Source organism: Streptomyces pactum, from assembly GCF_002005225.1.
Classification (GTDB): Bacteria; Actinomycetota; Actinomycetes; order Streptomycetales; family Streptomycetaceae; genus Streptomyces; species Streptomyces pactum_A.
Genome location: NZ_CP019724.1, coordinates 1,023,693 through 1,049,087, shown reverse-complemented (window position 1 = coordinate 1,049,087; position 25,395 = coordinate 1,023,693). Strand labels below are relative to the sequence as shown.

20 protein-coding genes are annotated in these 25,395 nt (G+C 73.1%); 2 read left to right on the top strand and 18 right to left on the bottom strand.

The genetic code is table 11. The annotated features are described in order from the left end of the window. Positions 1-53 precede the first annotated feature (53 nt). The 16 genes from B1H29_RS04630 to B1H29_RS04565 form a co-directional block, all read right to left on the bottom strand. Complete coding sequence (locus B1H29_RS04630) at positions 54-2,195, bottom strand: hypothetical protein (protein ID WP_055420975.1); 2,142 nt, start codon at positions 2,193-2,195, stop codon at positions 54-56. Further along, a complete protein-coding gene (locus tag B1H29_RS04625) occupies positions 2,192-3,163 on the bottom strand; it encodes a putative baseplate assembly protein (RefSeq protein WP_244209060.1) in 972 nt (323 codons plus the stop codon). The genes B1H29_RS04630 and B1H29_RS04625 overlap by 4 nt, the downstream gene beginning before the upstream one ends. Next, on the bottom strand, positions 3,070-5,409 hold the full coding sequence (locus B1H29_RS39115) for a hypothetical protein (RefSeq protein WP_244209021.1): 2,340 nt from the start codon (positions 5,407-5,409) through the stop codon (positions 3,070-3,072). The genes B1H29_RS04625 and B1H29_RS39115 overlap by 94 nt, the downstream gene beginning before the upstream one ends. Then, positions 5,406-8,207 (bottom strand): putative baseplate assembly protein, encoded by a 2,802-nt coding sequence (locus tag B1H29_RS04620; RefSeq protein WP_055420977.1) that lies wholly within the window; start codon positions 8,205-8,207, stop codon positions 5,406-5,408. The genes B1H29_RS39115 and B1H29_RS04620 overlap by 4 nt, the downstream gene beginning before the upstream one ends. Beyond that, on the bottom strand, positions 8,204-8,566 hold the full coding sequence (locus tag B1H29_RS04615) for a GPW/gp25 family protein (RefSeq protein ID WP_055421583.1): 363 nt from the start codon (positions 8,564-8,566) through the stop codon (positions 8,204-8,206). The genes B1H29_RS04620 and B1H29_RS04615 overlap by 4 nt, the downstream gene beginning before the upstream one ends. Before the next feature lie 5 nt (positions 8,567-8,571). Next, the gene (locus tag B1H29_RS04610) at positions 8,572-8,925 is read right to left on the bottom strand and encodes a hypothetical protein (protein ID WP_055420978.1); all 354 of its coding nucleotides are present in this window, start codon (positions 8,923-8,925) and stop codon (positions 8,572-8,574) included. A 7-nt stretch (positions 8,926-8,932) separates the two neighbouring features. Next, positions 8,933-9,463 carry a phage baseplate assembly protein V gene (locus B1H29_RS04605; RefSeq protein WP_063787546.1) on the bottom strand — a complete coding sequence of 177 codons (531 nt, stop codon included), beginning with the start codon at positions 9,461-9,463 and terminating at the stop codon, positions 8,933-8,935. Next, positions 9,460-10,581, bottom strand: coding sequence for a hypothetical protein (locus tag B1H29_RS04600; RefSeq protein ID WP_055420980.1), 1,122 nt, complete (start codon positions 10,579-10,581; stop codon positions 9,460-9,462). The genes B1H29_RS04605 and B1H29_RS04600 overlap by 4 nt, the downstream gene beginning before the upstream one ends. After that, entirely contained in the window at positions 10,578-10,904 is a 327-nt protein-coding gene (locus tag B1H29_RS04595) for a LysM peptidoglycan-binding domain-containing protein (protein WP_055420981.1), read from the bottom strand. Before B1H29_RS04595 ends, B1H29_RS04600 begins: the two co-directional genes overlap by 4 nt. Before the next feature lie 32 nt (positions 10,905-10,936). Next, positions 10,937-11,578 (bottom strand): hypothetical protein, encoded by a 642-nt coding sequence (locus B1H29_RS04590; RefSeq protein ID WP_055420982.1) that lies wholly within the window; start codon positions 11,576-11,578, stop codon positions 10,937-10,939. After that, the gene (locus B1H29_RS37055; protein ID WP_055420983.1) at positions 11,575-11,880 is read right to left on the bottom strand and encodes a hypothetical protein; all 306 of its coding nucleotides are present in this window, start codon (positions 11,878-11,880) and stop codon (positions 11,575-11,577) included. The genes B1H29_RS04590 and B1H29_RS37055 overlap by 4 nt, the downstream gene beginning before the upstream one ends. Continuing rightward, positions 11,877-13,076, bottom strand: coding sequence for a DUF4255 domain-containing protein (locus B1H29_RS04585; RefSeq protein WP_055420984.1), 1,200 nt, complete (start codon positions 13,074-13,076; stop codon positions 11,877-11,879). Before B1H29_RS04585 ends, B1H29_RS37055 begins: the two co-directional genes overlap by 4 nt. Continuing rightward, positions 13,073-13,267: a hypothetical protein gene (locus tag B1H29_RS04580; RefSeq protein WP_159027767.1), complete on the bottom strand. Its 195-nt coding sequence runs from the start codon at positions 13,265-13,267 to the stop codon at positions 13,073-13,075. Before B1H29_RS04580 ends, B1H29_RS04585 begins: the two co-directional genes overlap by 4 nt. 1,331 nt (positions 13,268-14,598) lie before the next feature. Further along, positions 14,599-15,336, bottom strand: coding sequence for a hypothetical protein (locus B1H29_RS04575; RefSeq protein WP_055420986.1), 738 nt, complete (start codon positions 15,334-15,336; stop codon positions 14,599-14,601). A 4-nt stretch (positions 15,337-15,340) separates the two neighbouring features. Next, on the bottom strand, positions 15,341-15,862 hold the full coding sequence (locus B1H29_RS04570) for a phage tail protein (RefSeq protein ID WP_055420987.1): 522 nt from the start codon (positions 15,860-15,862) through the stop codon (positions 15,341-15,343). Positions 15,863-15,873: 11 nt separating this feature from the next. Further along, the gene (locus B1H29_RS04565) at positions 15,874-17,715 is read right to left on the bottom strand and encodes a phage tail sheath family protein (protein WP_055420988.1); all 1,842 of its coding nucleotides are present in this window, start codon (positions 17,713-17,715) and stop codon (positions 15,874-15,876) included. Positions 17,716-18,934: 1,219 nt separating this feature from the next. On the opposite strand from B1H29_RS04565, the gene B1H29_RS04550 reads away from it, so the two are divergent. Together B1H29_RS04550 and B1H29_RS04545 are read left to right on the top strand one after the other, a co-directional pair. Next, positions 18,935-20,233 carry a TIGR02679 family protein gene (locus tag B1H29_RS04550; RefSeq protein ID WP_055420990.1) on the top strand — a complete coding sequence of 433 codons (1,299 nt, stop codon included), beginning with the start codon at positions 18,935-18,937 and terminating at the stop codon, positions 20,231-20,233. 293 nt (positions 20,234-20,526) lie between these two features. Further along, positions 20,527-22,179, top strand: a complete 1,653-nt coding sequence (locus B1H29_RS04545; protein WP_055420991.1) for an N-6 DNA methylase — start codon at positions 20,527-20,529, stop codon at positions 22,177-22,179. A gap of 9 nt (positions 22,180-22,188) precedes the next feature. On the opposite strand, the gene B1H29_RS04540 is transcribed toward B1H29_RS04545, so the two are convergent. Both B1H29_RS04540 and B1H29_RS04535 read right to left on the bottom strand, forming a co-directional pair. Next, on the bottom strand, positions 22,189-24,345 hold the full coding sequence (locus B1H29_RS04540) for a UvrD-helicase domain-containing protein (protein WP_055420992.1): 2,157 nt from the start codon (positions 24,343-24,345) through the stop codon (positions 22,189-22,191). A gap of 40 nt (positions 24,346-24,385) precedes the next feature. After that, complete coding sequence (locus B1H29_RS04535; protein WP_432280066.1) at positions 24,386-25,384, bottom strand: McrC family protein; 999 nt, start codon at positions 25,382-25,384, stop codon at positions 24,386-24,388. Positions 25,385-25,395 lie beyond the last annotated feature (11 nt).

The following is a 25,395-nucleotide window of genomic DNA, read 5'->3' as shown; positions in this document are numbered from 1 at the left end:
CTAAACCGGGGGTGGACGGTACGGGGTGGTCGAAGGGTGCTTCCGGGCGGGACTCAGGTGGCGAAGAAGAGCCCGGCGTCGCATCCGGCGGGCGTGTACTCGGCCAGCCTGGTGCGCAGGTTGTCCGCCCGCTGCGGCTGGAAGAGGTGGTGCAGCGCGCCGGGCTCCGAGCCGTTGTCGCCGCCGCGGCGGATTTCCTCTGCGCAGGTGTCGGCGAGCCGCACGTAGCCGGAGATGCCGTACCGGGTGCCGGCGAAACGCAGCGTCACCCGCTCCGGATCGCCGGAGTGCTCGGGTTCGCAGTGGAAGCGCGGCGGCGTCACCGAGCCCGGCGGAAGCCAGCAGAACCGTACGGAGCCCCGCTCGCACCGGTCGATCCGCACCTCGCCGTTCAGCAGGCAGTTCTCCAGCACGTCCACGGCCCGGGCCCGCACGGACCCGATGACGGTGGTGCGCCGGGCCGTGAGGACGACGTCCGCGGGGGCACCGTCCGGGGAGCCGAGCGCCGTCGCCTCGCGCAGGGTCGCGTCCAACACGCTGTCGCACACGTCGACCCGGTTGGGCTCCCACCCGTCGCGGCCCGCCACCGTGACGGCGCCGAGGACGCTGTACCGGATCTCGGTGCGGACCGGGCTCCCGGCGATGTCCAGGCTGGGCGCCCCCGGCGCCAGCGGCGTGCCCCGGCCCTCCAGTTCCCAGCCCGGTACGAAGGTGCAGTGCCGGACGACGAGGCGGTCCACGCCGCCCCGCACGCGCACGCAGCCACCCGTCACCAGCAGCCCGTCGAGGACGATGCGCGCCGTGGCCTCGGACCGGGGCCCGTTCTCGGGACCGGTGATCGTCAGCGCGCGCGGACGGTCGTCGCCGTGCCGGCCGCGCAGCCGGACGACGGGACGGACCCCGTCGGCGGCGCGCAGAGTGAGCCGGTCTCCCGGGTCGAGGCGGATGTCGCCCGGATCCTCCCAGACGTCGTTGGCGGTGATCTCCACGATCGCCTCCGCCTTGTGCGGATGCCCCCGCTTCGCCGCCTGCCAGTGGTCGAGCGCGTCGGCGATGCTGCCGTGGTCCTCGCCGGGACCCACCCGGTAGCGCTCGGTGCTGTCGGCGGGCGCGGGCTCGGTGCGGGGATACTCGCCGCCGCCGAGGTCGGCCGAGAACGCGTGGTGGTACGTCACCCGGACGCCGTGGGCGGGAGCCGTGCCCGGCGGGAGCATCAGGCGGCCGAGGACGGGGTCGACAGCCACCTGCCCGGCACGGGGCCGATACCGCCAGGCGGACAGGTCGGCGGCGACGATCCGGTCGAGGGACACCACGTCGTCCACGGCGTCGGGACCCGTCCACACACACAGGCTCTTGCCGGGCCCGTAGTAGTCGTAGAGCTGCTCGGCGAGGGCCCTGCGGCCGATGGGCCCCGGGACGTTCGTCTCGTCCGCGACGTGACAGCTCGACGGCTCCGGCACGGGGGCGGTGAACAGGGGTGTGTCGATGGCGAGCACGTTGAAGGTGTAGCAGGCCCGGTCGCGGTCCAGGCAGTGCGCGGGGGCGCGTGTCACGGAGTAGGGGCGCAGCCGCCACAGGTGCAGCCCGACCGACTGGATGCCGTAGCGGCCGGGGCGGCGGGCGGAGCCGGCGCGCGGTACCTCCACGGTGCGGGCGAACTCGTCGAAGGGGCCGCCCAGTCGGTCCAGGGCGACGGGGTGGCGCAGTTCGACGAGTCCGCCGGGCGCCGATCCGCGGCGCCCGGACCCGGCCTCGGAGGTGCAGCGCCGTACGGACTGCGTGACGCACAGCAGACGGCGGTGCTCGACGGCCCGCGCGGGCCACCCGGCCACGGCCGACGCGAGGTCCTCCAACAGCGCCAGGGTGCCCTTGCGGCGGCGGTTGACGACGGTGTCGGCGACATCGCGGCGGGGCACCACGACGGCCGGCAGGCCGGTTCCCCGCGAGATGCCGTCGGACAGGGCGGCGGCGGTACCGGGCAGGATCTCGTACCCGACGAGGTCCCCGATGTAGGGCACGACCCAGTCGTCGCAGGTCTCGATGAACCAGTTGTCGTAGAGCCGCTCGATGTCCTCCTGGAGGAGGGCGACCTGTTCGGCGACGACCGTCAGCAGGGCGCGCAGCGGCCCGCCTTCCTCAGCGTCGCGCCGACGGTGCACGGTGGGCAGCAGCGCGTACAGCTCGTCGGGGGTCATGGGATCCTCCGCAGGATCAGAGTGTCGGGCACGGTCGGGTCGAGCAGGACCAGTTGGGCGGGGCGCATGACCGGGCGCGGCGTGGCCCCGGCGGTCCAGCGGCCGGCCGGACGTGCGGCGACCAGGTGCCGCAGCAGCATCGTCGGGGCCTGCGCGGCGTCGACGGCGGCGGTCGGGTCCGGCGTGCCGCCCTCCGCGGCGCCGTCGGAAGGCACCGGGGCGCGGACCGCGCGCGGGCCGGCGGGCAGGGCGGGAACGCACGAGACGACGGAGGGGTGTTCCGCGAACCGCACGACGGAGGCCGCGTCCGCGCCCTCGGGTACGCCCCCGAAGGCGTCGACGTCGACGAGGTCGACGCCGGCCACCGCATGCGCGGCGGCGACGACGGCGCTCAGGTACACGGGACGGCCCAGGTGCGCCCCCGCGAACCCCAGGCGGTCGGCCAGCGCCTCGCGCACCCGCCGCTCGACCTTCTCCGGGAGGTGACCGGGGGCCGTGCGCACGCCCAGCACCACCACGAGCCGTACGCGCTCGCACGGTTCGACCCGCACCGGCAGCATGGGGTCGCCATACCGGCGCAGTGCCGTGCGCAGCGCGTCCAGCAGGGGCGAGTCGGCGTCCAGCGGGGCGTCGTCGGCGGCCGCCACCGTGACGTGCAGGACCGGGCGGTCGCCGTCCACGCTCCGGCATGCCACGGCCTTGCCGACGCCCGCGAAGGCACGGGCGAAGGACTGGAAGTCACGCACCGACACCAGCCGGTCGAAGGCGGCCTGCCGCAGGGGGACGGCCCGGCGCAGCTCCACGGGGCCGTCGGCGTCGGCCCCGCCGGTCGCGGGCAGCGGGTTGGTGACACCGCTGACTCCGAGCGGCCTGCTCACGACCTGGTTGATCCGGTCGGCCGCGACATTGCCGGCGCGTCCGCCGCCGACGCGGTAGCGGGCGGTGACGTTCTCCGTGCCGGAGGGCAGGCGGGCGCCCTGCCGGCCGTCCCCGAACTCCACGACGGCCCGCCCCCGGGGCCCGCCCGCAGGCTGAACACCCGCGCCGACGGCCCCGCCTCGCTCAGGTCGGCGGTCCGCCGCCACGCCACGTCGTCGACGCGCACCGTGAGGGCCTCCTCGCCGCCGTCGGCGCCCGCCGACGGCAGCCAGACGAGCGGGCCCTGCCGCAGGGGCAGCACTTGGCCGGCCCGGGCGGCGTCACCGCTGCCGAGCACTTCGGTGACGGTCTCGCCCGCGGTCGCCGGGACGACGTTGCCGTGCACGACGACCGTGTCCCGGACGTAGCGGTGCGCGAGCGGCGCAGTCAGCAGCAGCGTGGTGCGCACCCGGTCGTCGCAGGACGTGCCGTCGAAGGCGTGACGTACACCCGCGAGGACGGCGAGTTCGGAGCCCGGCACGCCCGCGCGACGACCGGTGGCCGTACCGTCCTCCGGCACGACGTCCGTGCGCTCGCCCGAGACGACGAGCAGCCTTCCGGGGGCCAGCCCCTCGAAGAGCGCGTCCAGCGGCACGATGCCGCCCGCCAGGTCGTCGGGGTCGGGCGAAGGAGCGAGCACCAGCGGCTCACCGGCCGCCCACACGGTAGTGGTCCGCCGGACCGAGACGTCCTCGCAGTCCTCGGTCCACGGCTCGGCCAGCCGCAGCCGCGTCACCCGCAGGGCGTCCTGGTCGTTGGCGACGGACAGCCGGCCCACCTCGACGACCCGGATGACGCGGATGCGCGTCCGGCCCGCCACCTGCACGGCGATCCAGCTACCCGGCTGGATCTCCTCGTGCACCGCGTCCAGCAGCAGAACGTCGTTCGCGAGCGGGTCGCCTCCCTCAGACCGGGACGGCGTCGCCGCGCGCAGCAGCCGCTTCACCCGGCCGTCGTCCGGGATCGAGGCGCCCAGTGGGGTGGCGGTGACGCGAAAGTGCTGCACGCCGGGCGGCGCCGTGGCCGGAAGGGAGACGGCGGACAGCGCCTGGTACAGGGACTCGGTGAGCCCGGGCCGGTTGCCGGCCAGCAGCCGGGGCAGCGCGTCGGACCCGGCGCCCAGGGCGTCGGTGACCGCCGCGGACGGCCGGGGCGGCGGCTTTCCCGGGCCGAGCGCGTGCAGCAGCGGGTCCACCGCGTGCACGACGCGCCCTCCGGGGCTGCCGAGGTCCCGCAGCAGCGCCTCCCCGCCGGCCGGCGCCGTCGGCGCGGGCTCCTCGGTCAGGCGCCGGACGGCAACCTGGACGGTTGCGAGCCGTACGGCGGCCCGCTCGGCCAGCGCGTCCGCGTCCACGTCGTCGCCGAGGTCGGAAAGACGCTCACGAAACCGGCGCAGCATGCGGTCCAGCCGGGCCGCGAGCGTGTCCGGATCGCGCAGCTCCTCGGCGCGTTGCCGCACGTCCCGCAGCGTGTCCAGCAGGTCCTCGAACGGCCCCCGCGACGACGCCCGCCCCGCGGCTTCCTCCATGTCCTCCCCCAGCGCCTCCACCGCGTTGTCGAGCTGTCGCGGCGGGTCGGGAACCCGCAGCCGCACGGTGGTCCGCCCCACCGCGGGATCCCGCTCCAGGCCCGCCACGAGCCGCGTGAGGCTCAGGCGCGCGTCGGGATAGGTGAACAGCAGGCGGTCACCGGGGCGCAGGGCGTGCTGCAGCCCGTCCACGTCGATGGAACCGATGCCGGTGGCTACGTCGGGAGTGAGCGTGGTCGGGAGCGTGGTGCGCACCGGCAGCGTGTTCCACTCCGCCCTGGCGGTGAGGTCCCTGGTGGTCTCGAACACCGTGGGCAGCCCGCCGGGCTCGGGCTCGCTCCTGACCTGCGAGCCGGCCGGTACGACGCAGGACGTCCCGGCGTCCAGGGTGTAGGCGAGATGGGTGGCGGCCGCGAGCGCCGGGCGCGGCCGGTGGCCGACCAGCCGGCCGAGCCGGGTCAGGGAATCCTGCTCGGTCGCCGTGCGCAGGAACCCCTCGTTGGCGATGCGTTCCTGGTAGAACGTCAGCACGTCGGCGACGACGGCCCAGGCGTCGAGCAGGGCGATCGAGGGGTCGTCCGGCTCCCGGCTGGTCAGCGCGGTCAGCGGCGTCCGGGCGCCGGCCGGGGACAGCCGCGCCAGCATCGCGTCGAGGAACTCCCGGTGGCTGCCCACGCGGTAGGACAGCGCGGGCAGTCCGGGCCGGTTCCACACCCGTGCCGGGCCGCGTCCGCCGGGGCCCTGCCCGCCGGTGGGGGTGCCGGTCATCGTCCGCCTCTCAGACGCAGGGTCAGACGCCCGTTCTCCGGGCGGGTGACGTCACCGTCGAGCCGCGGGATCTCCAGGGGCCGCAGGCGCAGCTCCCCGGAGGGCGGTACGTCCGGCCTCTCGGCCTCCGCTCCGGCGGCCCGGGACCTGCGCAGCAGCGTCACCTCGGCGTGCCGGACCCCGGGCACGCCCATGCAGAGCGCCACCAGGGCACTGGCCCGCACCGGGGTGCCGAAGGTCAGCGCCGACGGGTCGAAGAACCCGGGTGTGCCGTCGGTCCGTCGTCCCGGCAGGAAGTCGCGCAGCAGCGCCTCCCGCACATGGGCGGTGACGTAGTGCGGGTCGACGAGCACGTACAGGGCCACGTCGAGCGGGACCAGCAGGGCGGGGCGCGTGACGACGTCGTGGCCGATACGCCGGTAGCGGTGCAGCACGGCGCGCACGTCCGCCAGCAGCGACGGCCACGGCACGGTGGTGCCCGCAGGGTCGAGGGCGACGTCGGCCTCGTACCAGCTCCCCGTCCAGCGCAGGGTGGCGGCGGCGCGCCGCACCTCGGGATGGCCCGCGGCCAGGGTGGCGTAATCCTCGGCGGTGACGGCGCGCAGCAGGGCGCGGAAGGGGGCGCGCGTGGCGGCACGCCGCGCCTCGGCCACGGGCTCCGGATCGGTGCCGCCGGTCACCGGCACCGGATTGCGCACGCGTGTCACGGACGGCAGCTCCGTGTCCCGGTGGGTGAACCGGTTGACGGCCTCGCTGCCCGCGTTGCCGGACCGGCCGTTGCCCACCCGGTAGGTGACGCGCAGCCGGGTTCCCGGACGGGGCGCCTGTCCGCACCGGCCGTCTCCGAAGCGGAGGGTGAGCACGCCGTCGTCGTCGGTCTCGCCCACGACGTGGCGGTCTCGGGGACCGCTCCCCAGGAGGTCCCGGCGCGGGGTCCACCGAGCCCCGGCACCGTCCGTCTCGTCCGTCTCCGTCACGTGCAGCACCGGCAGCGCCGCACGGGGGTCGGGGCGCAGCGCGGTGCGGGCCGGGCCGTGCAGCGCGGGGTTGTCGCGGTGCAGGGCCTGAGCGGCCCCGTGGCCCCAGGTCTGTCCGAGTTCCCAGGTCGCGTCCCCGGGATCGAGGACGTATCCGGACCGGGCCCGGCGCACGAGTGTGTCCAGGCGGCGCCGCTTGGCTGCGAGCAACTCGTCGAACCTGCAGAGCAGCCGCGCGACGGTGTCCTGGCGGTCGGCGGCGTCGGCGAGGTCGCCGACCACGGACGCGCCGAACCACGTCCGCAGGAAGTCACGGTCGTCCTCGTCGAGCCGGGCCGCCTCGTGGTGGAGATCGCGCAGCCGGCCGCGTGCCTCGGCCGCGAGGTCGAGCAGCCCTCGGGCCTGTGCGGCGGCGACGTCGTCCGGGCGGGGGTGCGGCGGCGACCAGGTGACGGGCGTGCCGCGCACCGTCGCCGTGAAGGGCCGCGTCCGCGCGGCGCCGTCCGGTCCGTCCGGCGCCTGCGGCACCTTGACGGTCTCGTCGGTGTCCCCGCCGGGCAGCCAGGTGCTGTCCAGGCCGTGTTCGACGAGGAGGGCGTTGCCGTGCGCCACGACGGACGCGCCGGGCCGGCCGTCCGGCCCCGGAGGGTTCCGCACGGACAGCGGGAAGGTGAGGGCGTCCTCGTCCGCCCAGGCGATCTTCACGACCGGGGTGCCGGAATCCGCGTCGACGTCGCGGGTGGCGCGGGTGAGGCGGACGGCCTGCCGGTGTCCGGGGTCGGGCGCGCCGCCACCGGGGCCCTGCGTCTCCTCCAGGACGAGAAGGTCACCGGCCTTCAGGTGCAGCGCGCGCTGTCCGCCGTGCCCGTCGACGAGGGCGGCCCGGGTCGTGCCGACGGGCAGCCGGAACGCGTCCTGACCCCAGGCCCACAGAGGTACGCCGTTGTGCTCCGGGCGCAGCAGCACCGTGCGCCGCTCCAGCGGTTGGTAGACCGGATGCGGTCCGGCGGTGAGTGCTTCCCGGGACATCGCCGGGCCGCCGGCCCGCGCGCCCGCGTCCTTGGGCAGCGCGGTGAACGCCAGGTCGTCGGTCCGCACGGTCAGTGGCGCGGACGTCTCGACACAGACGACGGTGCGGGCCGCGCAGCCGTCGTGCATGGCGTGGCCGACGAGGCGGGCGTGCCGCCGCACCGAGGTGCGCAGCCGGGCGGTGTCCAGGTAGGCCTCGGTGGCCACGGCGTCCTGCTGGTAGCTGAGCCGGTCGCCGACGTGGGCCAGGAGCTCGACCAGAGTGACCCAGAGGTCGGGCACGTGCCGCTCGTTCCACTGCGGCAGGGTGAGCGACAGCCGCTCCAGGAGCAGGCGGCGGAAACTGGCGTAGTCCTTGGCCAGATAGTCGATCGCGGGCGCCGGGCCCACGGGCGGCCCGTCCGCGGGGACGATACGCGGCGCTCCCTGCGGGTGACGGCGCACACCGGGGTCGAAGGTGAAGTCCGCTTGGTCGTGGGCGCCGTGGAAGCCGCGTCCCAGCAGCCGCAGCCGGTACGCGGATTCGTCGCCGGGCCGGTCCAGGTCCAGCCGGAGCCGGGTCACCCCGACGCCGTCCGGTTCCGGCCCGGCCTCGGGGGCGACCCGCACGACGCGGACGCCGACGACGCGCCGACCGCCCTCGATCAGGAAGCTGTCGCGGTTCACGCGCTGCGGAAGGGCGCCGAAGAACGTGACGGTCAGCGTCCGCCGGTCCGGGTGCGCCCGTACCTCCGCGATACCGGCCGGTCCCCCCGCGCGCAGGTCGTCGTCCGGGCCGTCCAGCACGGTCATGAGAGGGCTCCTGCGCTCACCGTGACGGTGCGGTGCTCACCGGTCGCGGTGAGGACGTAGGCGACGTGTACGTGCAGTGTCGCCTCCTGGGAGGTCACGGTGAGGGACTCCACGGTGAGCAGGTCGCCGAGCCAGCGCTGCAGCGCCGCCTGCGCGGTCACCTCCAGGGTCGCGGCCAGCTCGGGGCTGTTGCCGGCGAAGACCAGGTCGAGGTGGTTGCACCCGAAGTCCGGCCGGTTGACGCGCTCTCCCGGACTCGTGAACAGGACCAGTTCGACCATGTCCCGCACATGGTCGGCGTGGCCGGCCGTCGCCGTGCGGCCGCGGGCGTCGACCCGGTAGGGAAACTCGATGTCCATCGCGGTCACGTCCCCCGGACCCTGAGCTGCGTCGCCTGCACCATCGGCGGGTTCGGCGGCGGCGTGCCCACACAGATGGCCGGGGCGACGCCGACGGGCGGGGACGGCTGGAGCAGGGCCGGCAGGCCGCCCACGAACACCCGGGTCGAGGTGTGCAGCCAGGTGACGCTCGTGCAGGGCGGCGCGCCGAGCGTGGCGGCCGGGAAGCCGCACCCGGCCACGTGGAACGTGTCGGCGCTGGTGGCGACCGGGTGGGGGCCCACCAGGACGCGCCGCTGGACCGGAGCGGGGATGGTCACGAGGCCGGGCGGGTGGGCGCACGTCATCAGGGCGCCGTGGTGGAGCAGCAGTCCGGACATGGCTTCCTCACAGCACCGTCAACGCGCCGTTGTTGACGGTGACCTGAGGCCCGGCCAGTTGGACGGTGGCCAGTCCGGGCCCGCACGAGATCTCGATCGACGTCTCGTCGATCCTGATGAACGGGCCGTTCTCCCCGTGCAGTTGAAGTTTGATGCCCCCGCCGGGACCCGGCATGTCACTGATCACCAGGGCGTTTCCGGAGGGCGTGGCCAGGACGATCTGCGGGACGCCCGGCGGCGCGGTCCTGGCGGCCGACGGGACGTCCCCCGCCCCGCTCCGCCGGAATCCGACCCACACCGCCCGCTCCGGGTCCCCGTCGAGGAACCGCACCCACACCCCGGAATCCGGGGGCGGCACCACGTACATGCCGCAGTCCAGCGGTGCGGTCCACACGGCGGCCTCGGCGCCCAGTACCTCGGGGACACGCACCCGGAGTCTGCCGACTCCGGTCGGGTCCACGGCCGAGACCACGACACCCTCGTACATGCCGTGCCACTGCCTCGTCCGGGCTGTCGTCGCTGTCGTCGCTGTCGTCATGGGGTCACCGTCCTGGTGTCGGCGCCGAGTCCGTCGCGGACCAGCGTGAAGTGCTGCCTGAAGGTGTCGCGGGTGAGGTCGTGGGTGACGCCCGCCACGAAGTAGCGCCCGTCGTACGCCTGTCCGGCTCCGCGCACCCCCACCAGCCGGTGCGCGCTCAGGACATGGCCGTAGCGCAGCACGTCGAGCGTGCCGCGGCCGGTGACGGCGTCGGTGGCGAGTCGGCTGCCGAGTCCGGCCAGCATCGTCCTGGTCAGGGTGCGGCCGGTCTGGTCGCCGAGCGTGCCGGTGCGCTGGACCTGTGCGGGGCTCGCCGCGAGGCTCCTGCGCAGCAGACGCGGCTCGGGCGCGATGACCTCGGAGGCGGTCGTGGACGGCGGTTCGAGGCGGTGGGTCCGTTGGTCGGAGTCGGCCAGGGCGTCGAACGCGAAAGACAGCTCCTCGACGTTGTCGGCGGCCCCGCAGCCGGTGGTGAGGGCCGGTTGCAGGGCCCCGTCGCGGTTCTGCGGGCCCCAGTAGGCGGTGCTGACGCCCGGCGCCGGGCCGTGTTCGACGTGGAAGACGTGTCCGACGTCAGCGGCTGTCGACCGGAGATAGGCGAGATCGGTCGACGACTGGACCGGAATGTCGAGCAGCGGGTTCGGCTGGTCGGTGAGCACCGGCGCCACGGTCCGCGGTGTGATGCCGTACTGCGCGTACGAGGCGCAGACCGTGGCCGCCCGCAGGTGCGGTGGCAGTCCGGGATAGGCGCGCCTGACATGCTCCAGGTCCATCAGCGCGGACAGGTCCTCGCCGGTGACGACGAGGAACGACCGGCCCGGCTCCCGCGCGGCGTGCATCTCCTGATGGGTGATCACCCCGTCCATGAGGACATGGCACCGGCCCGCCAGGACCACGGCGACCACGACGCGCTTCCTCGGGTGCAGCGCCCCGTCCGGCATGACGGCCCGGGCCGGCTCGGATCCGGCGCTGACGGCGAAGGTCAGTTGGAAGCCGCCGGTCCGGCCGCTGGCGGAGGTGATCCGCGCGCCGCGCAGCGCGTCGACGAGCGCCGCCGGGGCCGGGGCGGGCACGACGTCCCCGACGAGGAGCATGAGGTGCAGGGCCTGGGCCGTCACCGGGCGAACCCGCCGCCGACGCCCGGCGCGGACGCCTCGGCGGGCAGAGTGATCCGCAGCCGCCGGCCGGGCACGGCGGTCAACTCGTCCGGACGCATCGCCCTGTTCGCGTCGGCGATCCGCCACGACTGCTCGGGGTCCCCGCACCGCCGGGCCGCGATCAGGTCCAGCCGGTCCCCGGCGGCGACGACGTGCTCACCCACGGCCGTGAGCTCCTCGGGCCGGGGCAGGAAGCGGCGGCGCAGGTGGGCGACGGTCCGGCCGTCCGGGAACGTGTACGTGGTGGTGGGCACCGCGTGGTACCTGCTGCTGGGCTCGATCATGCCCGACCTCCTCCGGCCTGGTGGTGCACGGCTCAGCCCCCCGCGTAGCCGACTGCTCCGGGGCCGTATCCGACGAGCCCCGCGAAGCGTTCCCTGCCCTGCTGGTACTGCAGATGGAGACCGCCCGCACGGTGGCTGAAGCCGACGTCGTCGACGGTGAGGATCCGCACCGTGAGCGTCACTCGCGCCCGGATCGGGTTCAGCTCCCCGTCGTACGCCTCCTCCGTCACGTCGATGCCGAGCATCCGGACGGGCAGCACCCGGCGCGGGCCCAGCACCAGCACCGGCAGTGGGGCCTGGACGGGGGCGATCTCCAGGATTCCCCTGGCGGCCAGATCGTTCTGCCGGGTCAGTTGCTCGACCGTGGGACTGACGGCCGTCTCCAGCACGGACAGCATTCCCAGCAGCCCGGATTCCGCGGGTGGCGCCGGACCGCCCGCCGCACCCGGCTGGTCGGTGGCGTCGAACTCCGCCTCGATGCGGAAGGTCTCGCGGGGCGGTCCCGGCAACCGCAGTGCCTCCAGCCGGTCCCCGGCATCCGCGCCGATGCCCCGCGGGCGGAGCGTGCGGGTGATGCTGTCGGGGTTGTACTGGAAGGGCACGACGCGCAGCACACGTCCCTGTTCGGGATCGAGGAAGACGATCCCGCCCCGCCGAGGCGCGAGTGCGGTCATGGCCTGTGCTCACCTGCCCGCGGTCGTGGCCGCGCAGCCTCGTGTACGCCCAGCTCCCGCAGGACGGCCAGGGCGACCTGCCGGCCGAGAGCGGTGAGCGCGGCATCCGCCGGTACGGAGCAGCGGCCGGCCCTGCCAGGGCCGGTGCCGTCGGCCCCGGCCCGGTCCCGGTAGGCGGGGCCGAGGCCGAGCCGCGCCGCGACTTCCGCCTCCACGGCCGCGCACAGCGCCGCCCGGGACGGCGCGGTGGCCGCATCGAGCTCCAGTCGGCGGATGTGCAGTTCGACACGGCTGGTCGTCATGTGATCACCACCGCCGTGTCGGCGTCGAACCGCTCGGTTTCCGCGTCGGTCAGCGGGCTGTCCACCCCGTCCACGCGAAGGCGCAGCGGATACCGCCCCGGCGCGCCCGCGGCCAGCCGGAACCGCAGGGTGCGGGTGGCCCGCGTGAAGGGCTCGGCTGTCACCGGCCGACTGTCCACGAGCAGTTCCACCCGCTGGCCCGGGTGGACAGCGGATGCGCAGCGCACCTCCAGCACCGCGGCTCCCTGCGGGTCCCGTACGGCGGTCAGCGGCAGGGCGCTCGTGACACGCGGCGCGACGCGCAGTGTCCGGGGCCGGGTGGCTCGTTCGCCGCCGTCGGCAGCGCTGAGCACGACGACCGCCGACCAGCAGCCCGCACCGAGGTCCTCGCCCAGCGTGGCGCGCACCGCGTCGGCCCTGTCGGCGCGGGCCGGCAGCACGACCGGCGGCCCGCCGAGCAACATGTGCGTCAGGTGTACGCTCGGCGCTCCCGCGGCCAACCCGCTGCCGCTGAGCACGATGTCGGACCCCGGTGCGGCGACGGAGGGCCGGACGGCATCCAGCACCGGCCACGGCGCCGCCGCCGTCGGCGCCGCCACGGGCCCGGCCCCGGCCTCCCCGCGACGCAGCACCGGCAGGGGCGTGCGGCCGGGAGCGGAGCTGTCGATGAGCACGACGCGGGCCTCGTAGGCCACCGACAGCCGGTAGCCGCCGCCCAGGGACGTCCACAGGCGGCACATCTGGTCGGCCGTCAGCACCGACGGCGTGAGCTTCACCGGTTCCTGCTGCAGGTGCAGATCGCTGAAGTCCGCGGCGGCCCTGAGATCGTCCGCGCGCAGCTCGGGCCGGTCGTGCAGCGCCGACATCGCCGCCCCGATCAGCCGCTCCGCAAGGGTGGAGTCGTCCCCCGGCGGCGCGTACGCGGAGAACAGGTAGTGCAGGGCGAGCGCGAGCGCCGGGTGGCGGGTCTCACCGGGGTGGGTGCCGACGGGGTCGGTGTTCCGCCAGGCCGGGTCGACGTCGGTTCTGTACAGGAAGACGTTCAGCGCCGGTCCGGTACGCGCGGCGTCGGCGTCGCCCGCGCCGTTGGGGTGACGGGCCGTCACTTCCGCGCCGGGCACCGTGTGCTGGACGGCTTCTCCCAGCACGGCCCGCACGGTCTCCGTCACCGCGGCGATGGCGAGCGCGTCACTCACGGCCGCCTCCCGAGGTACTCATCGAGGTTCAGCCGCGACCGCCGCTCCGGAGCCGGGGCGTCGACGACAGGCTCGGCGGGCGTGGTGTGCACGACCAGACGGTCGATGGTGACGCGTACGACGGTGTCCGCGGGCTGTGCCGCCGGGGGCGGGGTTCCCCTGTCCGGCGCGGTCGGCACCGGTGGAGCCACGGGGTGATCGGGCGGTGCCGGCGAGCCGGAGGGGGCCCGGCGCGTCACGGAGGCGGGCCGACGGGAGACGGGCGTCGTGGTACGGGCGGGTCGGGCGGGTACGGAAGGCGGGCTCGGAGGCGAAGACGTCCGGGGCGTGTCCGCGACGGGGCAGGCGGCGGACGACTGCGGGGACGGCGCGCCCCCCGCGACGCGGGGTGCGGCGGGGCGGCCCGGTGACGCCGCTGTGGCTTCAGCGGGTTCGATGATCTCAGCGCCCTCGGTGGCCGCGGCGGTGCCGGCGGCCGCTGGTGCCTCGGGGGGCGTGGCGGAGGTCGACTTGCCGTGTGCCGACGCGGAGGGGGCCCCGGCGGAGCCACCGACGTGGGCACGCCGCACCGCGGGGGCGGGGGCGGGGTCGCGTCGCACGGCAGGTCCTTGTCCTGGAGCGCGCGGGACCTCGGGAGCCACGCCCGGCCGCGGCTCCGGTTCCCGCGCCGCCTCGGGGCCGGGCATCGTCGGCTCCCGCGATGACACGTCCGGGTACTCGCGGATCCCACGGGTCCCGTGCGAACGCAGGTAGGGCGGGGGAGAGGCCGGCACGGAGTGCGCTGCCGACGGCGCGGAGGGTGAGGCCTGCGGTTCGCCGGAAGACGGCGTGGCCGTGAGAACCGTGGGATCGGTCCGGGTGGGCGTATCGACGGCGGACGCAGGCCCACAGGCCGGCGGCGGGGAGGCGAACGCGCGATGCCCCGCACCGACGGTGGGCCGATGCGGGTGGTCACGGCTATCGGGACGGTAGGGACGGTCGGGGCGGTTGAGGTGGACAGGACCATGCCCCGGTTGCCCGTCGGCGGTAGGGGTGCGGTCCTCGTCCGTCGGTGACGGGTCGGCCGACGCGGTGCGATCACCGGTCACGGCGCCGGTACGGGAAGGCCGCGGGTTGCCGACGTACGGGGGCACGGACGCCATCCGCTCACCAGGAGCCTCCCCCTTGTCCATGTCGTCAACGCCGTCATCGTCGTCATCACCGGCTCCGGCGACAGCCACAGGCCGGGACGGCGTGTCCGGCGGGGTCGGCGAGATCGGCGGCGTCGAACCGGCCGCATCAGTCGCCGTCGCGGAGGCCGCCGTGTCAGGCGGCATGTCGACCGCCGTCGCCGGACTCGTGGTCGCCGTCAGCTCCTCCTCAGCCTCCACGAGCTCCGCGTCCGCCCGGTCCGCGTCCGCCCGGTCCGCGTCCGCCCGGTCCGCGCCGCCCGGCAGGCGTGGCGCGCGGGGGTCGAACGCGTGGGGCGCCAGCGGTCGCAGGCGCGGGCCCGGCGCTCCCAGCAGCCGGTCCACGAAGTCGGTCATCCGGAGCTCACCTCCAGATAGAACCGCCGCCGCGCCGGGCTGACCGACAGCACGTCGGCCTCCGACCAGCCGTAGGCCCGCGCCAGAGCGTGGACGTCGTGCAGGACCCTGCGCGCGTAGCCGGACACGTCGGCCCACACGTGGTCGGCGATGTCGAGGGCGGCCTCCCAACGGTGCTCGCACTGCGGGCAGTCCAGCGTCAGTACGGTGTCGGCCCCCGGGTCGAGCTCCGCCAACCGCGGGGCCAACGCGTCGAGTACGTCGTCGGGCAGATCGTCGACGGGCGGACTGACGCTCAGCACGCATCGGCGCACCAGAGTCCGGCGTGCCCCGGGCGCCGTGGGGTCGACGGCCCGGACGTCCCGGCCGGTGAGGGCACGGTAGGAGATCGTGAAGCCGCCCGTCGTCAGCGTGGCCGTGGCCGGGACGGCGGCTGCCTCACCGGTCCGACCGCCCGCCGCGGCCGGTCGCAGCTCTTCCGCCGCCACGGTGACGTCGAGGCCGTCGCCGCACGCCGGGCAGTCGGTCGTGCAGGGCAACACGTCGCCGAACGCGCCGCACCGAAGGTCCAGGAGGAGGGTGTTGACGGAGCTCAACGGCAGGTCGGCGACGTCCGGTTCGCCGCGGGACGCCATCGTCATCGAAGCGATCAGCAGGGCGCGGGCCGTCGGCGTGCTGTCGAGTCCGCCCTCCCAGACCTCGAGGACGTTCGCCTCTGTCAGTCGACGCGGCATGCTGTCACCCGGCGGTATCGGTGAACTGCGGCTGCTGCGGCGGGTCGGTGTGTTCCCGCACCCAGCCGTGGTGTTCCACCTTGATCCGCTCGAAGGCGACGGCGTTGGACCCGGCGTCGAGTTCGTGCAGGCCATGGTATTCGGAGACCCAGCAGTCGTGGACGGAGTAGGACAGCACCTGCTGGCCGCCCTCGTCGAAGACGTCGATGATGAGGTCGCGCCGGAAGTCCTTGAGGGAGGTCTCCAGGCCGCCCGCCGAGTTCTTCAGGCTCCAGACCCTGTTGGCCCATTCCTCGAAGGCCGTGTCGATGGTGCATCCCCGTTGCAGGGTGATGGCCTCGTACTCGGTGCGGCCGGGGAGCTTGCGGCTGGTGCCGGGGTCTCCGCCGTCGCGGTGCCGGATGACCTCGGTCGTCCGCGTGAGTCCGCTGACCTTGCTGATTCCGGCGATGTAGGCCGTCTCCCCGCTGAACTTCACCCGGAACCGGAAGTTCTTGAAAGGATCGCGGCGTGTGACTTCCGGCATCGGTCGTCCTCCTAGACCTGGATCTGACCGGCGAGTTGCTGGATGTGGACGATCACGAACTCCGCGGGTTTCAGCGGGGCGAAGCCCACGTGGATGTTCACGATTCCGCGGTCGATGTCGTTCTGGGGGTTGGTGTCCTTGTCGCACTTGACCAGGTAGGCCTCCTGGGGAGTCCGGCCCTGGAACGCGCCCGCGCGGAACAGCGAGTTCATGAACGCGCCGACGTTGAGCCGGACCGACGCCCACAGCGGTTCGTCGTTCGGCTCGAACACCACCCACTGCGTGCCGCGGAACAGGCTCTCCTCGATGAAGAGGGCCAGGCGGCGGACCGGCAGGTACTTCCATTCGTCGGCGAGCCGGTCGGCCCCGCGCAGGGTGCGCGCCCCCCAGGCGACCGGGCCGGCCGCCGGCAGCCGCCGCAGGCAGTTGATGCCGACCGGGTTGAGACGTCCGATCTCCGGATCGGTCAGCGGCACTTCCAGGTCGCTGACACCGCTCAACGAGGCGTCCGTACCGGCCGGGGCCTTCCACACGCCTCGCTGGACATCGGTGCGGGCCAGGACACCGGCCATCACCCCGCAGGGCGGAAAGGGCCGGACGGCTCCGCCGAGCAGAGGGTCGGGCGCGAGGACGCGGGGGTAGTAGACCGCGGCGTTCCTGCCGCCGTCGCCCGCTTCGACCTCCTCCGCACTAGCGAGGACGGCGGCCACGACACCGGCGTTCGAATCGCCGCTCGGTTCCGGGCTCGTCCACTTCGGGGGCGGGTCGACCAGGAGGACGGCCCGTCGTTGCAGGCACAGCCGCAGCGCCTCGGCCCGCAGGGACTTGGCCGCGCCCTCCCTGTGCTCGTCGAGCCAGTGGGCGTCCGGAAGGCAGAGCATGTTGAAGATGTCCGTCTTCAGCAGTTGGTACAGGCCGGTCTTCAGCGACGCATTGCCCGCGTAGGCCGCCAGGGGCGGCGGAGACGTTTCCCTGTCGGTACGGCTCGCGTCGGCGTCGACCGGTGCGTAGTAGAACGGCGCCTGCCCTTTTGGCGCGTGCGGTGTCCTGGCCGCGAAGGGATCGGAAACGTCCTTCGGGACGGCGTTGGCCTGCGGCACCGTGTCGAGTGAGGCGCCGGGGGCGACGCGGACGAGCTGGGAGGACTCCAAGAGCTGGGCGAGACCGCGCGGACTGCCCGGCTCGACACTGACGTTGAGGTACCGCTCCTCGGCGCCGGTCGCCATGTCGCGCACGGTCAGGTTGAACAGCTCGCGCGGCGGGTCGGGGTTGTCCCTCAGCTCGGACGGTTCGAACTCGGAGGTGTCGTGGTCGACACGGGCGCGCAGCTTCCGCGCCCACCGCCCCGGCGAGGCGGCGACGAGGCCCGGCGACCCGGTGGGCTCCCCGCCCGGACGACCGGCGGCCTGCCTGCCGGCGCCACCCGCCCCGTCCCGTCCTCGGTTCTGTTCACCGGAGGCCACGTCGTCCCCTGCGGCGTGGGAGGGTTCCGCCGCCTCGCCGTTCTCCGCGGGCGGGGACGGCGGCCGGGCGGGCTGTCGCGCGGACGGGGTCGTCGGGAGAGGCAGGTGGACGACCTCCTCGTCCTCCTTCACCACCCTGACGATCTCGGCCTCGCTCCCGCCGTTCAGGTAGAACTGGTACACCGCGTAGCTCATCGGGCAGTTCGCCTGGAGGCCACCGAAGTTGGCCTCGTAGTCGGCCCAGCCGGTGATGTGCACCGGCCGGTCCACCGGACCGCGCGGGGCGTGACCGACGAACGCGGCAACCGAGGTCGGAACGCCCGCGATCGTCCTGACGGAACTCTTGACCTCGTCGATGTAGACGCCCGGGTAGGTGACGTTCACCGGCATGCCAGCACCTTCTCTCCGTCCGGCGTGCGCCCGGCCCGGTGTCTGCGGGGGACTGTGCGAGGGACGTGGGTCCGCCGGACGTCGGCCCGGCAGGACGCTGATCGTGATCCACGATCACCGTATACAGAAAAATCGGATCACTGCGCTCTGTGCGCCGACGGGCTGCTTCGATCAGGTGATGCCTGCCCGCTGGTCGGCGGCATGGCGTCTGACAGGGACGCGCGGTGTCGATCATCCGTGTCACGTACTGCTCGGCAGCGTCAGTGAGGCCGAGGCAGCGGTCCAGGGGGCCTGGCCGCGCTACAAAAGGCCACGCCGACGCGATCCACCTCGACCAGGGCCTTCTCGCCGGCCGCCGTCACCCGCATCTCCACCGACGTGCCGCGCTCGGCCCGCGTCCGGCGGGAGACGTACGTCGGACCGTGGCTTCCGCAGCCGCCGCTGACCGACCACTGTGAGGGTCCGGAGCGGTCGGCGGAGCTGATCGGGTCGGGGCGTCCCGTAGTCGCGGCCGGCGCCGGTGGAGCACCAGCCAGTCATGGTCCCACTCGATCGCCTAACGTTTTGGGGCCGGGCGAAGCTCCGGGATGCCGGGTGCCTCGAACGACTTCCAGGTCAATGCGGAGGGTGGCTCCGTGCTCGACGAAGTGCGTACCTGGCACGTCGTCAGGTAAGTCAGCATCTGGTCAGCATTAGTCCTCGCGCATCCCGAGACGGACGCCCGAACGGGTGTTCGGCCGACGACCTGGGCGTCACCCTCGACTGGAAGCTGGCGGACGGTGTCGAAGCCGATGTCAAGGCGGCCGTCGACCTCCTGCGCAGCCCCTCCGGGCTGCGCACCCGTGAGCAGTCCGAGCAACTCCGCGACGTCCTCCAGCGCCGTATCGAGGACGCCCGCCGCGCCGACCCGGCCGCCGGCTATGCCGCCCATCTGCGCACCGCCCTGGACTACCGCGGCTGGTTCGCCTTCATCTCCTGGGTGGTGAACGACGCGGCACCGGGCAGCCGGGGAGACGGCCCTCCCGCCGGCCTGGCTGGCCGAGCTGGAGGGCCGCCCGGACCTCGACCTCGACTTCGTTCTCACCAGCGAGCGACTGATCGGCAACTGGCCCGACGTACCGTCCCGCCACATCTACGAGTGCCTGCGGGACCCGCATGTACGGGGCGTGGCCACGCTCCACTACATGTGGAACGGGCGACAGCGGAGACTGATGTCGGTATGACGGGACGTGAAAGCGCCGACGAACATCCTCCGGCCGCCGAAGCCTTCGCGTTTCTCACCCGGCCGGGCCTCACCCGCCTCTGGACGGCGGTACGGACCGGGCTCGAACGCAACGGCCTCCAACCGGCCGGGAGCATCAGACTCGAGCACCTGGACGCGCAGGAGCGCGAGGCACTTTCCCTCCTCCTGGCTCGACCGATCACCGGCCCCACCACCACGATCCGCCTGCCGGACCTGGACACCCGCCTGCGCACCAGCGCGGTCGGACGGGGCCTGGCCTCCACACTGGAGGAACTGGGGCCGTCCCTGACCAACCGCCGGGCGGTCCGCGACGCGGCGGCAGCCGAACGAGCCCGCGTGTGGTCAGCGGCTCAGACGGAGGTGGAAGTCACGTCACTGTCGGCCCAGCCCTGGACAGCACAGTGGCTGGAGGAGATACGACGCGGCGGCGCACTCGCCCGCCAGGGCCCGAACACCGCGGCCACCGTCATCACCCAGGCCGTCCGGACACTGGCGATGCTCTTCCCCGGCACGGCCCCACGCTCCACCCCGGCCATCTGGGGCCGCGGCGAACTGGCCACCCGCGCCACCGGCTCGGCCCACGGCCTGGACGACGGCACGCTGCTGTCCCGGCTGGTCCTCCGCGGCATCGCGCTGGCGCACGGTGTCGAGCTCCCCGCAGATGCGCCCGCGCGCCGGGCCCTGTGGCGCACGGCCTCGGTCACCCCGGACGAGGTGTCCAGCACGGTGCTCACTTTCGGCCTGCGCCCCACCGGCGGCACGTGGCGGGAGGCGGCCCTGCGTGAGCGAGCCGACCACCACACGGAAACTCATGTGACCCTGCGTGAGCTACGCACACTGAGGCCGGAGATGCCGCCTGGCACCCACGTCCACGTCTGCGAGAACCCACACGTGGTCGAAGCCGCGGCCGACACCGGCCGTACGGCGCACATGGTCTGCACGTCGGGGAGCGCGACGACAGTCGTTCTCACCCTCCTGGACGCGTTGGCGGCGTCCGGGTGCACCTTCGCGTACCACGGTGACTTCGACTGTCCCGGCATCACGCTGGCCAACCGGATCATGCAGCGGTCCGGAGCTGAGCCGTGGCGTATGCGAGCGGCCGACTACGAATACCTCGCGACCCGCACGCAGGTGCGCGGCACACCGCAGATCGCCCTCGCCGGTCCGCCGGCCGAGGCCGTGTGGGACGCGGAACTGGCCCCCACCATGGACGCTCTGGGCATCACCCTGCACGAGGAGGCGGCACTCGATCTGCTGCTGGAGGACCTCGGGTGACGACGCCGGGCGGGGCTGCGGACTCACTGACTGCTCCGTCCAGCGGCGGCACCCCCGGTACCCACCCAGTCGTGTCGACGGAGCGATCGGACGACCGTATCGCTCGCAGCCACGTGGGCGCGAAACACGGCCGGTGTCCGCCGCGAGAACACCGGCCAGTGATCAGGGATGCCTCACATGCCACCGGGAAGAGCCGCTACTTTCAGTACACGGTGTGTCATCAGATCCGTTGTTAGCGGCGTCAACAAATACATACATTGATAGTGGCATGGGCCCTGTGTACGGTTGCCCGTATGACGGACACCTCCGCCCCGCAGGCCACGCCGCTGGTCACCGGCTCCGAGATCGCACGGCTGGCTGGTGTCACCCGCGCCGCGGTCTCGAACTGGCGGCGACGTTACGGTGACTTCCCCGCGCCTGTCGGCGGCGGCGTCAACAGTCCGCTGTTCGACCTGGCCGAGGTGCAGGCCTGGCTGGACAGGCAGCACAAGGGGCAGCAAGTCTCCGTGGAGGTACAGCTGTGGCAGGCGCTGCGCGGAGCCTACGGCGACGACATGCTCGGCGGGCTCGTGGACGTCGCCCGTTTCCTCATCGAGGGAGAGGCAGGTGAGGAGCTTCCGGCGGACGTCGCCCGGCTCGCGCGCGATCTCGCCGGGAGCGGTGGCGCGGCAGAGGCGGTGAGCGCCCTGGCGGAGCGCTTCACCGACTCCGTACGCCGAGCAGGATCGGACCAGGTCACCTCATCGCGCGCCGTTCGTGCCGTACGCCACTTCGCCGGTGAGGTGGCACCTGACGCGACCCTTTTCGACCCGGCCTGCGGGATCGGCTCCCTGCTGCTCGCCGTCGGCCCAGAGCAGGGCCCAAGACGCTGCGGGCAGGAGGCCGACGCCCGCAGGGCCACGTTCGCACAGATGAGGGCCGTCCTCACCGCGAACGTCGGTGCCGACATCGTCGCCGGCGATTCCCTGCGCGATGACCAGTGGACGCATCTCAAGGCCGACCTGGTGGTCTGTGATCCGCCGGTCGGTGAACCAGACTGGGGACGCGAGGATCTGTTGCTCGACTCGCGCTGGGAGTTCGGTACCCCCTCTCGTGCCGAAGGTGAACTCGCCTGGTTGCAACACGCGTACGCGCACACCGCGCCCGGCGGCCGGGTCCTCATGGTCCTGCCTGCCTCGGTCGCCTACCGCAAGGCCGGCCGGCGTATCCGCGCAGAGCTCGTACGACGTGGCATCCTCACCCAGGTCACCGCCCTTCCCTCCGGCACGGCGGCCTCGCATGCGCTTCCGGTCCACCTCTGGCAGCTGCGGCGCCCTCCGACCCCGGGGGATGCCGCCACCAGCGTCCGTATGGTCGATCTGACGGCCGTCGATCCGGACGGCTCACTGGAACCGGACCCTGAGCAGATCGCGGACGTGCCCCTGATCGATCTGCTGGACGATGCCGTGGACCTCACGCCAGGCCGTCATGTCGAGGATTCCCATCGCGACTTCGCGGTCGAATATCAGTCCCTACGAAGGGAGTTGACCGAGCAAGTTCGGCTGCTGGCGGAGTTGCTGCCGGCCTTGGCCGCGGGCGATGGCCCCAGCTCTCTGGACGGACCCACCGTCAGCGTCGCCGACCTCGCGCGGGCAGGGCTCGTCGAGTACGGAGATCCGGAACCGGTCTCGACCAGCGATCAACTCGACACCGCCTATCTTCAGGGCTTTCTGCGCAGCGCCGGCAACACCCGGCGCTCTACGAGCACCAGCGGCACCTTCCGTCTCGACAGCAAGGGCGCCCGCATCCCGCAGATGGACATCACCGAGCAGCGGCGTTACGGGGCGGCCTTCCGCGCGCTGCAGGAGTTCGAGGAGCGGGCGCGGAGAGTGGTCGAGCTGAGCCGGGACGTGACGGCCCTGGCAAGGGACGGGCTCGGCAACGGAGCACTCGCCCCGGAAAGGTGACGCGGCCCGTCAGATCGTCTCGTCCGCGAGTTGATCAGGCCGGGGTACGAACGAACTGGCCGACCCGCTCCAGGTCACCGACAGAGCCTCCCGCGCCCGCGTGCACGCCACGAACAGCAGACACCGCTCGCGCAGCAGATCCGCGTCGCGCTGCAGTGCGTCCACGGAGGCCGGGGTCACCTCGCGGGCGAACGGCACCGCGCCGGCCGTCACGCCCAGGACCGCGACACAGCGGAACTCCAGCCCCTTCATGGCGTGCATGGTGGCGAGCCGCACCCCGTCCTGGTCGGGCCCTGGGTTGTCCCTGACCCGGACGACTGGGACCCCGGCCGCCGCCAGCTTCCCGTAGGCCTTGTCGAGCAGCACGTTGAACCGCGCGCACACCCCGATCTCCGACGGCCGGATGCCTTGGGCGATCCAGTCCTCGACGCGTTCGACGAGTGCGGCGACCTCCGCCTGCTCGGAGCCGTACCCGTTCACGTGCGGCCGGCGGCCGTGCAGGAGGGAACGGTAGCCGGCCAGGGTGTCGCTGCCCTCGCCACCCAGGTCGTCGACCGAGACCGGGCTGAGAACGCCCGTCGACCAGACCAGGATCTCCTCCGTCGAGCGGTAGTTGATCCGCAGACGGTGCGTCCGGCCGGTTACTGAGATGCCCAGGGAGCCGAGGGACACCTTCGAGTCGTAGATACGCTGGTGCGGGTCGCCCGTGATGAACAGGTCGTCGGCGCCCGCCGCCACCGCGCCGCGAAGGACTCGCCACTGCGCGGGATGCAGATCCTGTGCTTCGTCGACCACGACGTGGTCGTGTGTGGGAGCCGACCCGGCCAGGAGGTCGGCCGCACGCGCGCACACCTTCAGGTGTGTGGTGACCTTCTGTGCGCGCAGTATCGACTCGAACAGCTCGACGGCCGACCACAGTTGACCGCGTCGCGCCGACGGCAGCGCGCTGCCGCGTCCGCGGCGCAGGGCGCTGCGGTAGGAGTCGGCGGTGCGCAGGTCCTGGGCGAGGACGACATTCCGGTACTCCTGGGCCAGGAACTGTTCCGTCCACGGCAGGCCCAGCTGTTTGACGACCCGCTGCCACAGCTGCCTCTCGTCCCGGTCGTTGACGGGGGAGGGGGCCCTGCCGTCGAGGTGGGTCACGACGCCGTGCGCGTAGGCGTTGACCGTGGTCACATCGACGCGGCCGAGCAGCGCCTGGTCATCGTCCACGAGCAGCGACAGGTTCTCGCGCAAGGAGGAAACCAGCGCGTTCGTGTAGGTGGTCAGGAGGACGCGGGTGTCCGGCGAGCGGGAGAGGAGGTGCTTGACGCGGTGCAGGGCCGCGACCGTCTTGCCCGTGCCGGGGCCGCCCGTGATCTGGACCGGGCCGCCGTACGACACCCGGTAGGCGACCCGGCGCTGTGAGGGGTGCAGGAACACCCGCCAGGCCGTGAACGGCTTCTCCAGGATGTCCGTCAGCTCTTCGGGACCACTGACCAGCGTGATGCGGCTCGTGGTGTTGGCGATGGCGACTGCGAGGCTCTCGTCGGGGTCGGGGCCCGCGTCGACCGGGCGGCGGACGGCGACCACGTCCCGGTACACCTCGTCGGGGCCGAACCCTTCGGCGAGGTACTGGAGCACCTCGCACTGGTCTTCCGGCAGCAGTGTCTCGAATGCCTTGAGCTGCGCCTCGTCGACGATGGTCCGCACCGCGCGCAGCACCTGGTCGTCGATGCCCAGTTCGCGCAGCACGCCGTCCGAGTACTTCGCGAAGAGCAGGGAGTCGGCGACGGCAGCCGCCTTCTCCAGAGCCGGAGTCAGATGTTCGAGCGCGACCACGTTGCGGACTTCGAGGGCGCGCGTCGCGGAGTTCGTCGTGTACAGCCGCTTGGCCGCCCAGGTGTACGCGTCGTCGTGCCGCACGACGTTGACGAGCAGGAACACATCACTGCCGTCGTCCGGGGCGAGGACGACTCCGCGCCAGAAGTCGTTGATGCGGATCGTCCGCATGCGGGTGTCCTGCGCGTTCTGCACGGACTCGAGGTGGAGTCCCTTGTCCGCGTGCAGTTCGGGCACGGAGAGCAGTTGGAACTTCTGCATCGCCTTGCGCACGCCGGCCTTGACGGGCTTTTCCAGGGAGTCGTAGCTCTCCCAGAAACTGTTGGCGAAGGCGAGCTGCGGCACGAGGTGAACTCCCCACCCTGGTCGGACACTCCGCAGTCGATCATACGCGCGGGGAGTCCACCAGCCGCCGGGCCAGTTCCTCGACCTCCGCGAGCAGTCCGGCGGGCTGCAGGCCCAGGTCGAGGGCGTGCTGATGGATGACGGTGCTCGCGTGACGTACCTGGTGGGAGGCGTGCGGGGCATTGCCCTTCGCATAGACGAGGTGGCCCTCGCGCAGGTCGAGGGCTGTGCAGTACGCCAGCATCTGGTAGAGGTCGGCGTCCGGGTAGCCGCCCCGTTTCTCCGCCTTGTATTTGGCGTCCACGACGGCGCACGGGATGCCGGCGCGCCCGTACAGCACGAAGTCCGGCTTCATGCGGATCGTCGCGGCCTCGTCGAGGTGGTGCGGGTCCTGGAACCGGACGGTGTGACCCGAATCCATGGTTCGGAAGGCCTCACGCAAGGCGACCGTCACGAAGTCCTCGAAGAGCTTGTTCATGTCGAACAGGAACCCTTCGATGCGCAGATCGCCGGGCGTGTGATCGGCGGAGGCACCGTCCAGGACGACGCGTGAGAGACGCAAGGCGTGGTGATAGCGGGAGTTGAGGCGGGTGGGACGCCAGTCGGGGATCGGCTTCCCGCGCACGATGGTGGTGACGTTGGCCAGTCGGGCGCGCTGGTGCAGCAGTCTGTGACGGACGTCGCGCGGTATGCCGGGCAGCCGGAGGAGACGCTCGACAGCCGTGCGCAGGATGCGGTTCTCCGCGATGTCGGTCGTGAACTCGTCGTACGCCACCTCCACCGGCAGCATGGCCCCGAACCGGCGCCGGATCTGTTCGGCCTCCCTGATCCGGCCGCGGACGACGAGCGCGGATTCCTCGGTCTCCCGATACCCCTGCAACAGGCCTTGTCGCAGGGCGCGGTCCACCTGTCGCTCCACGGCATGGGCGAGCGCCGGCAGCAGATCGGGGTGCTCGGCGACCTGGACCTCCCCGTCCCGCCAACTGCGTCGCGGATCAAGCGTGTAGCCGAGCAGGAAGAAGAGCCGGGCGATGGGCACCTTGGGTGTGA

Coding starts and splice junctions, on each gene's coding strand:
- B1H29_RS04575 (WP_055420986.1), bottom strand. CDS start 15,336: ATGCCGCGTCGACTGACAGAGGCGAACGTCCTCGAGGTCTGGGAGGGC.
- B1H29_RS04570 (WP_055420987.1), bottom strand. CDS start 15,862: ATGCCGGAAGTCACACGCCGCGATCCTTTCAAGAACTTCCGGTTCCGG.
- B1H29_RS04545 (WP_055420991.1), top strand. CDS start 20,527: ATGACGGACACCTCCGCCCCGCAGGCCACGCCGCTGGTCACCGGCTCC.
- B1H29_RS04620 (WP_055420977.1), bottom strand. CDS start 8,207: ATGACCGTGCTGGACGGCCCGGACGACGACCTGCGCGCGGGGGGACCG.
- B1H29_RS04595 (WP_055420981.1), bottom strand. CDS start 10,904: ATGATCGAGCCCAGCAGCAGGTACCACGCGGTGCCCACCACCACGTAC.
- B1H29_RS04550 (WP_055420990.1), top strand. CDS start 18,935: ATGACGGGACGTGAAAGCGCCGACGAACATCCTCCGGCCGCCGAAGCC.
- B1H29_RS04615 (WP_055421583.1), bottom strand. CDS start 8,566: ATGGACATCGAGTTTCCCTACCGGGTCGACGCCCGCGGCCGCACGGCG.
- B1H29_RS04605 (WP_063787546.1), bottom strand. CDS start 9,463: ATGACGACAGCGACGACAGCGACGACAGCCCGGACGAGGCAGTGGCAC.
- B1H29_RS04630 (WP_055420975.1), bottom strand. CDS start 2,195: ATGACCCCCGACGAGCTGTACGCGCTGCTGCCCACCGTGCACCGTCGG.
- B1H29_RS04590 (WP_055420982.1), bottom strand. CDS start 11,578: ATGACCGCACTCGCGCCTCGGCGGGGCGGGATCGTCTTCCTCGATCCC.
- B1H29_RS04610 (WP_055420978.1), bottom strand. CDS start 8,925: ATGTCCGGACTGCTGCTCCACCACGGCGCCCTGATGACGTGCGCCCAC.
- B1H29_RS04565 (WP_055420988.1), bottom strand. CDS start 17,715: ATGCCGGTGAACGTCACCTACCCGGGCGTCTACATCGACGAGGTCAAG.
- B1H29_RS39115 (WP_244209021.1), bottom strand. CDS start 5,409: ATGACCGGCACCCCCACCGGCGGGCAGGGCCCCGGCGGACGCGGCCCG.
- B1H29_RS37055 (WP_055420983.1), bottom strand. CDS start 11,880: ATGACGACCAGCCGTGTCGAACTGCACATCCGCCGACTGGAGCTCGAT.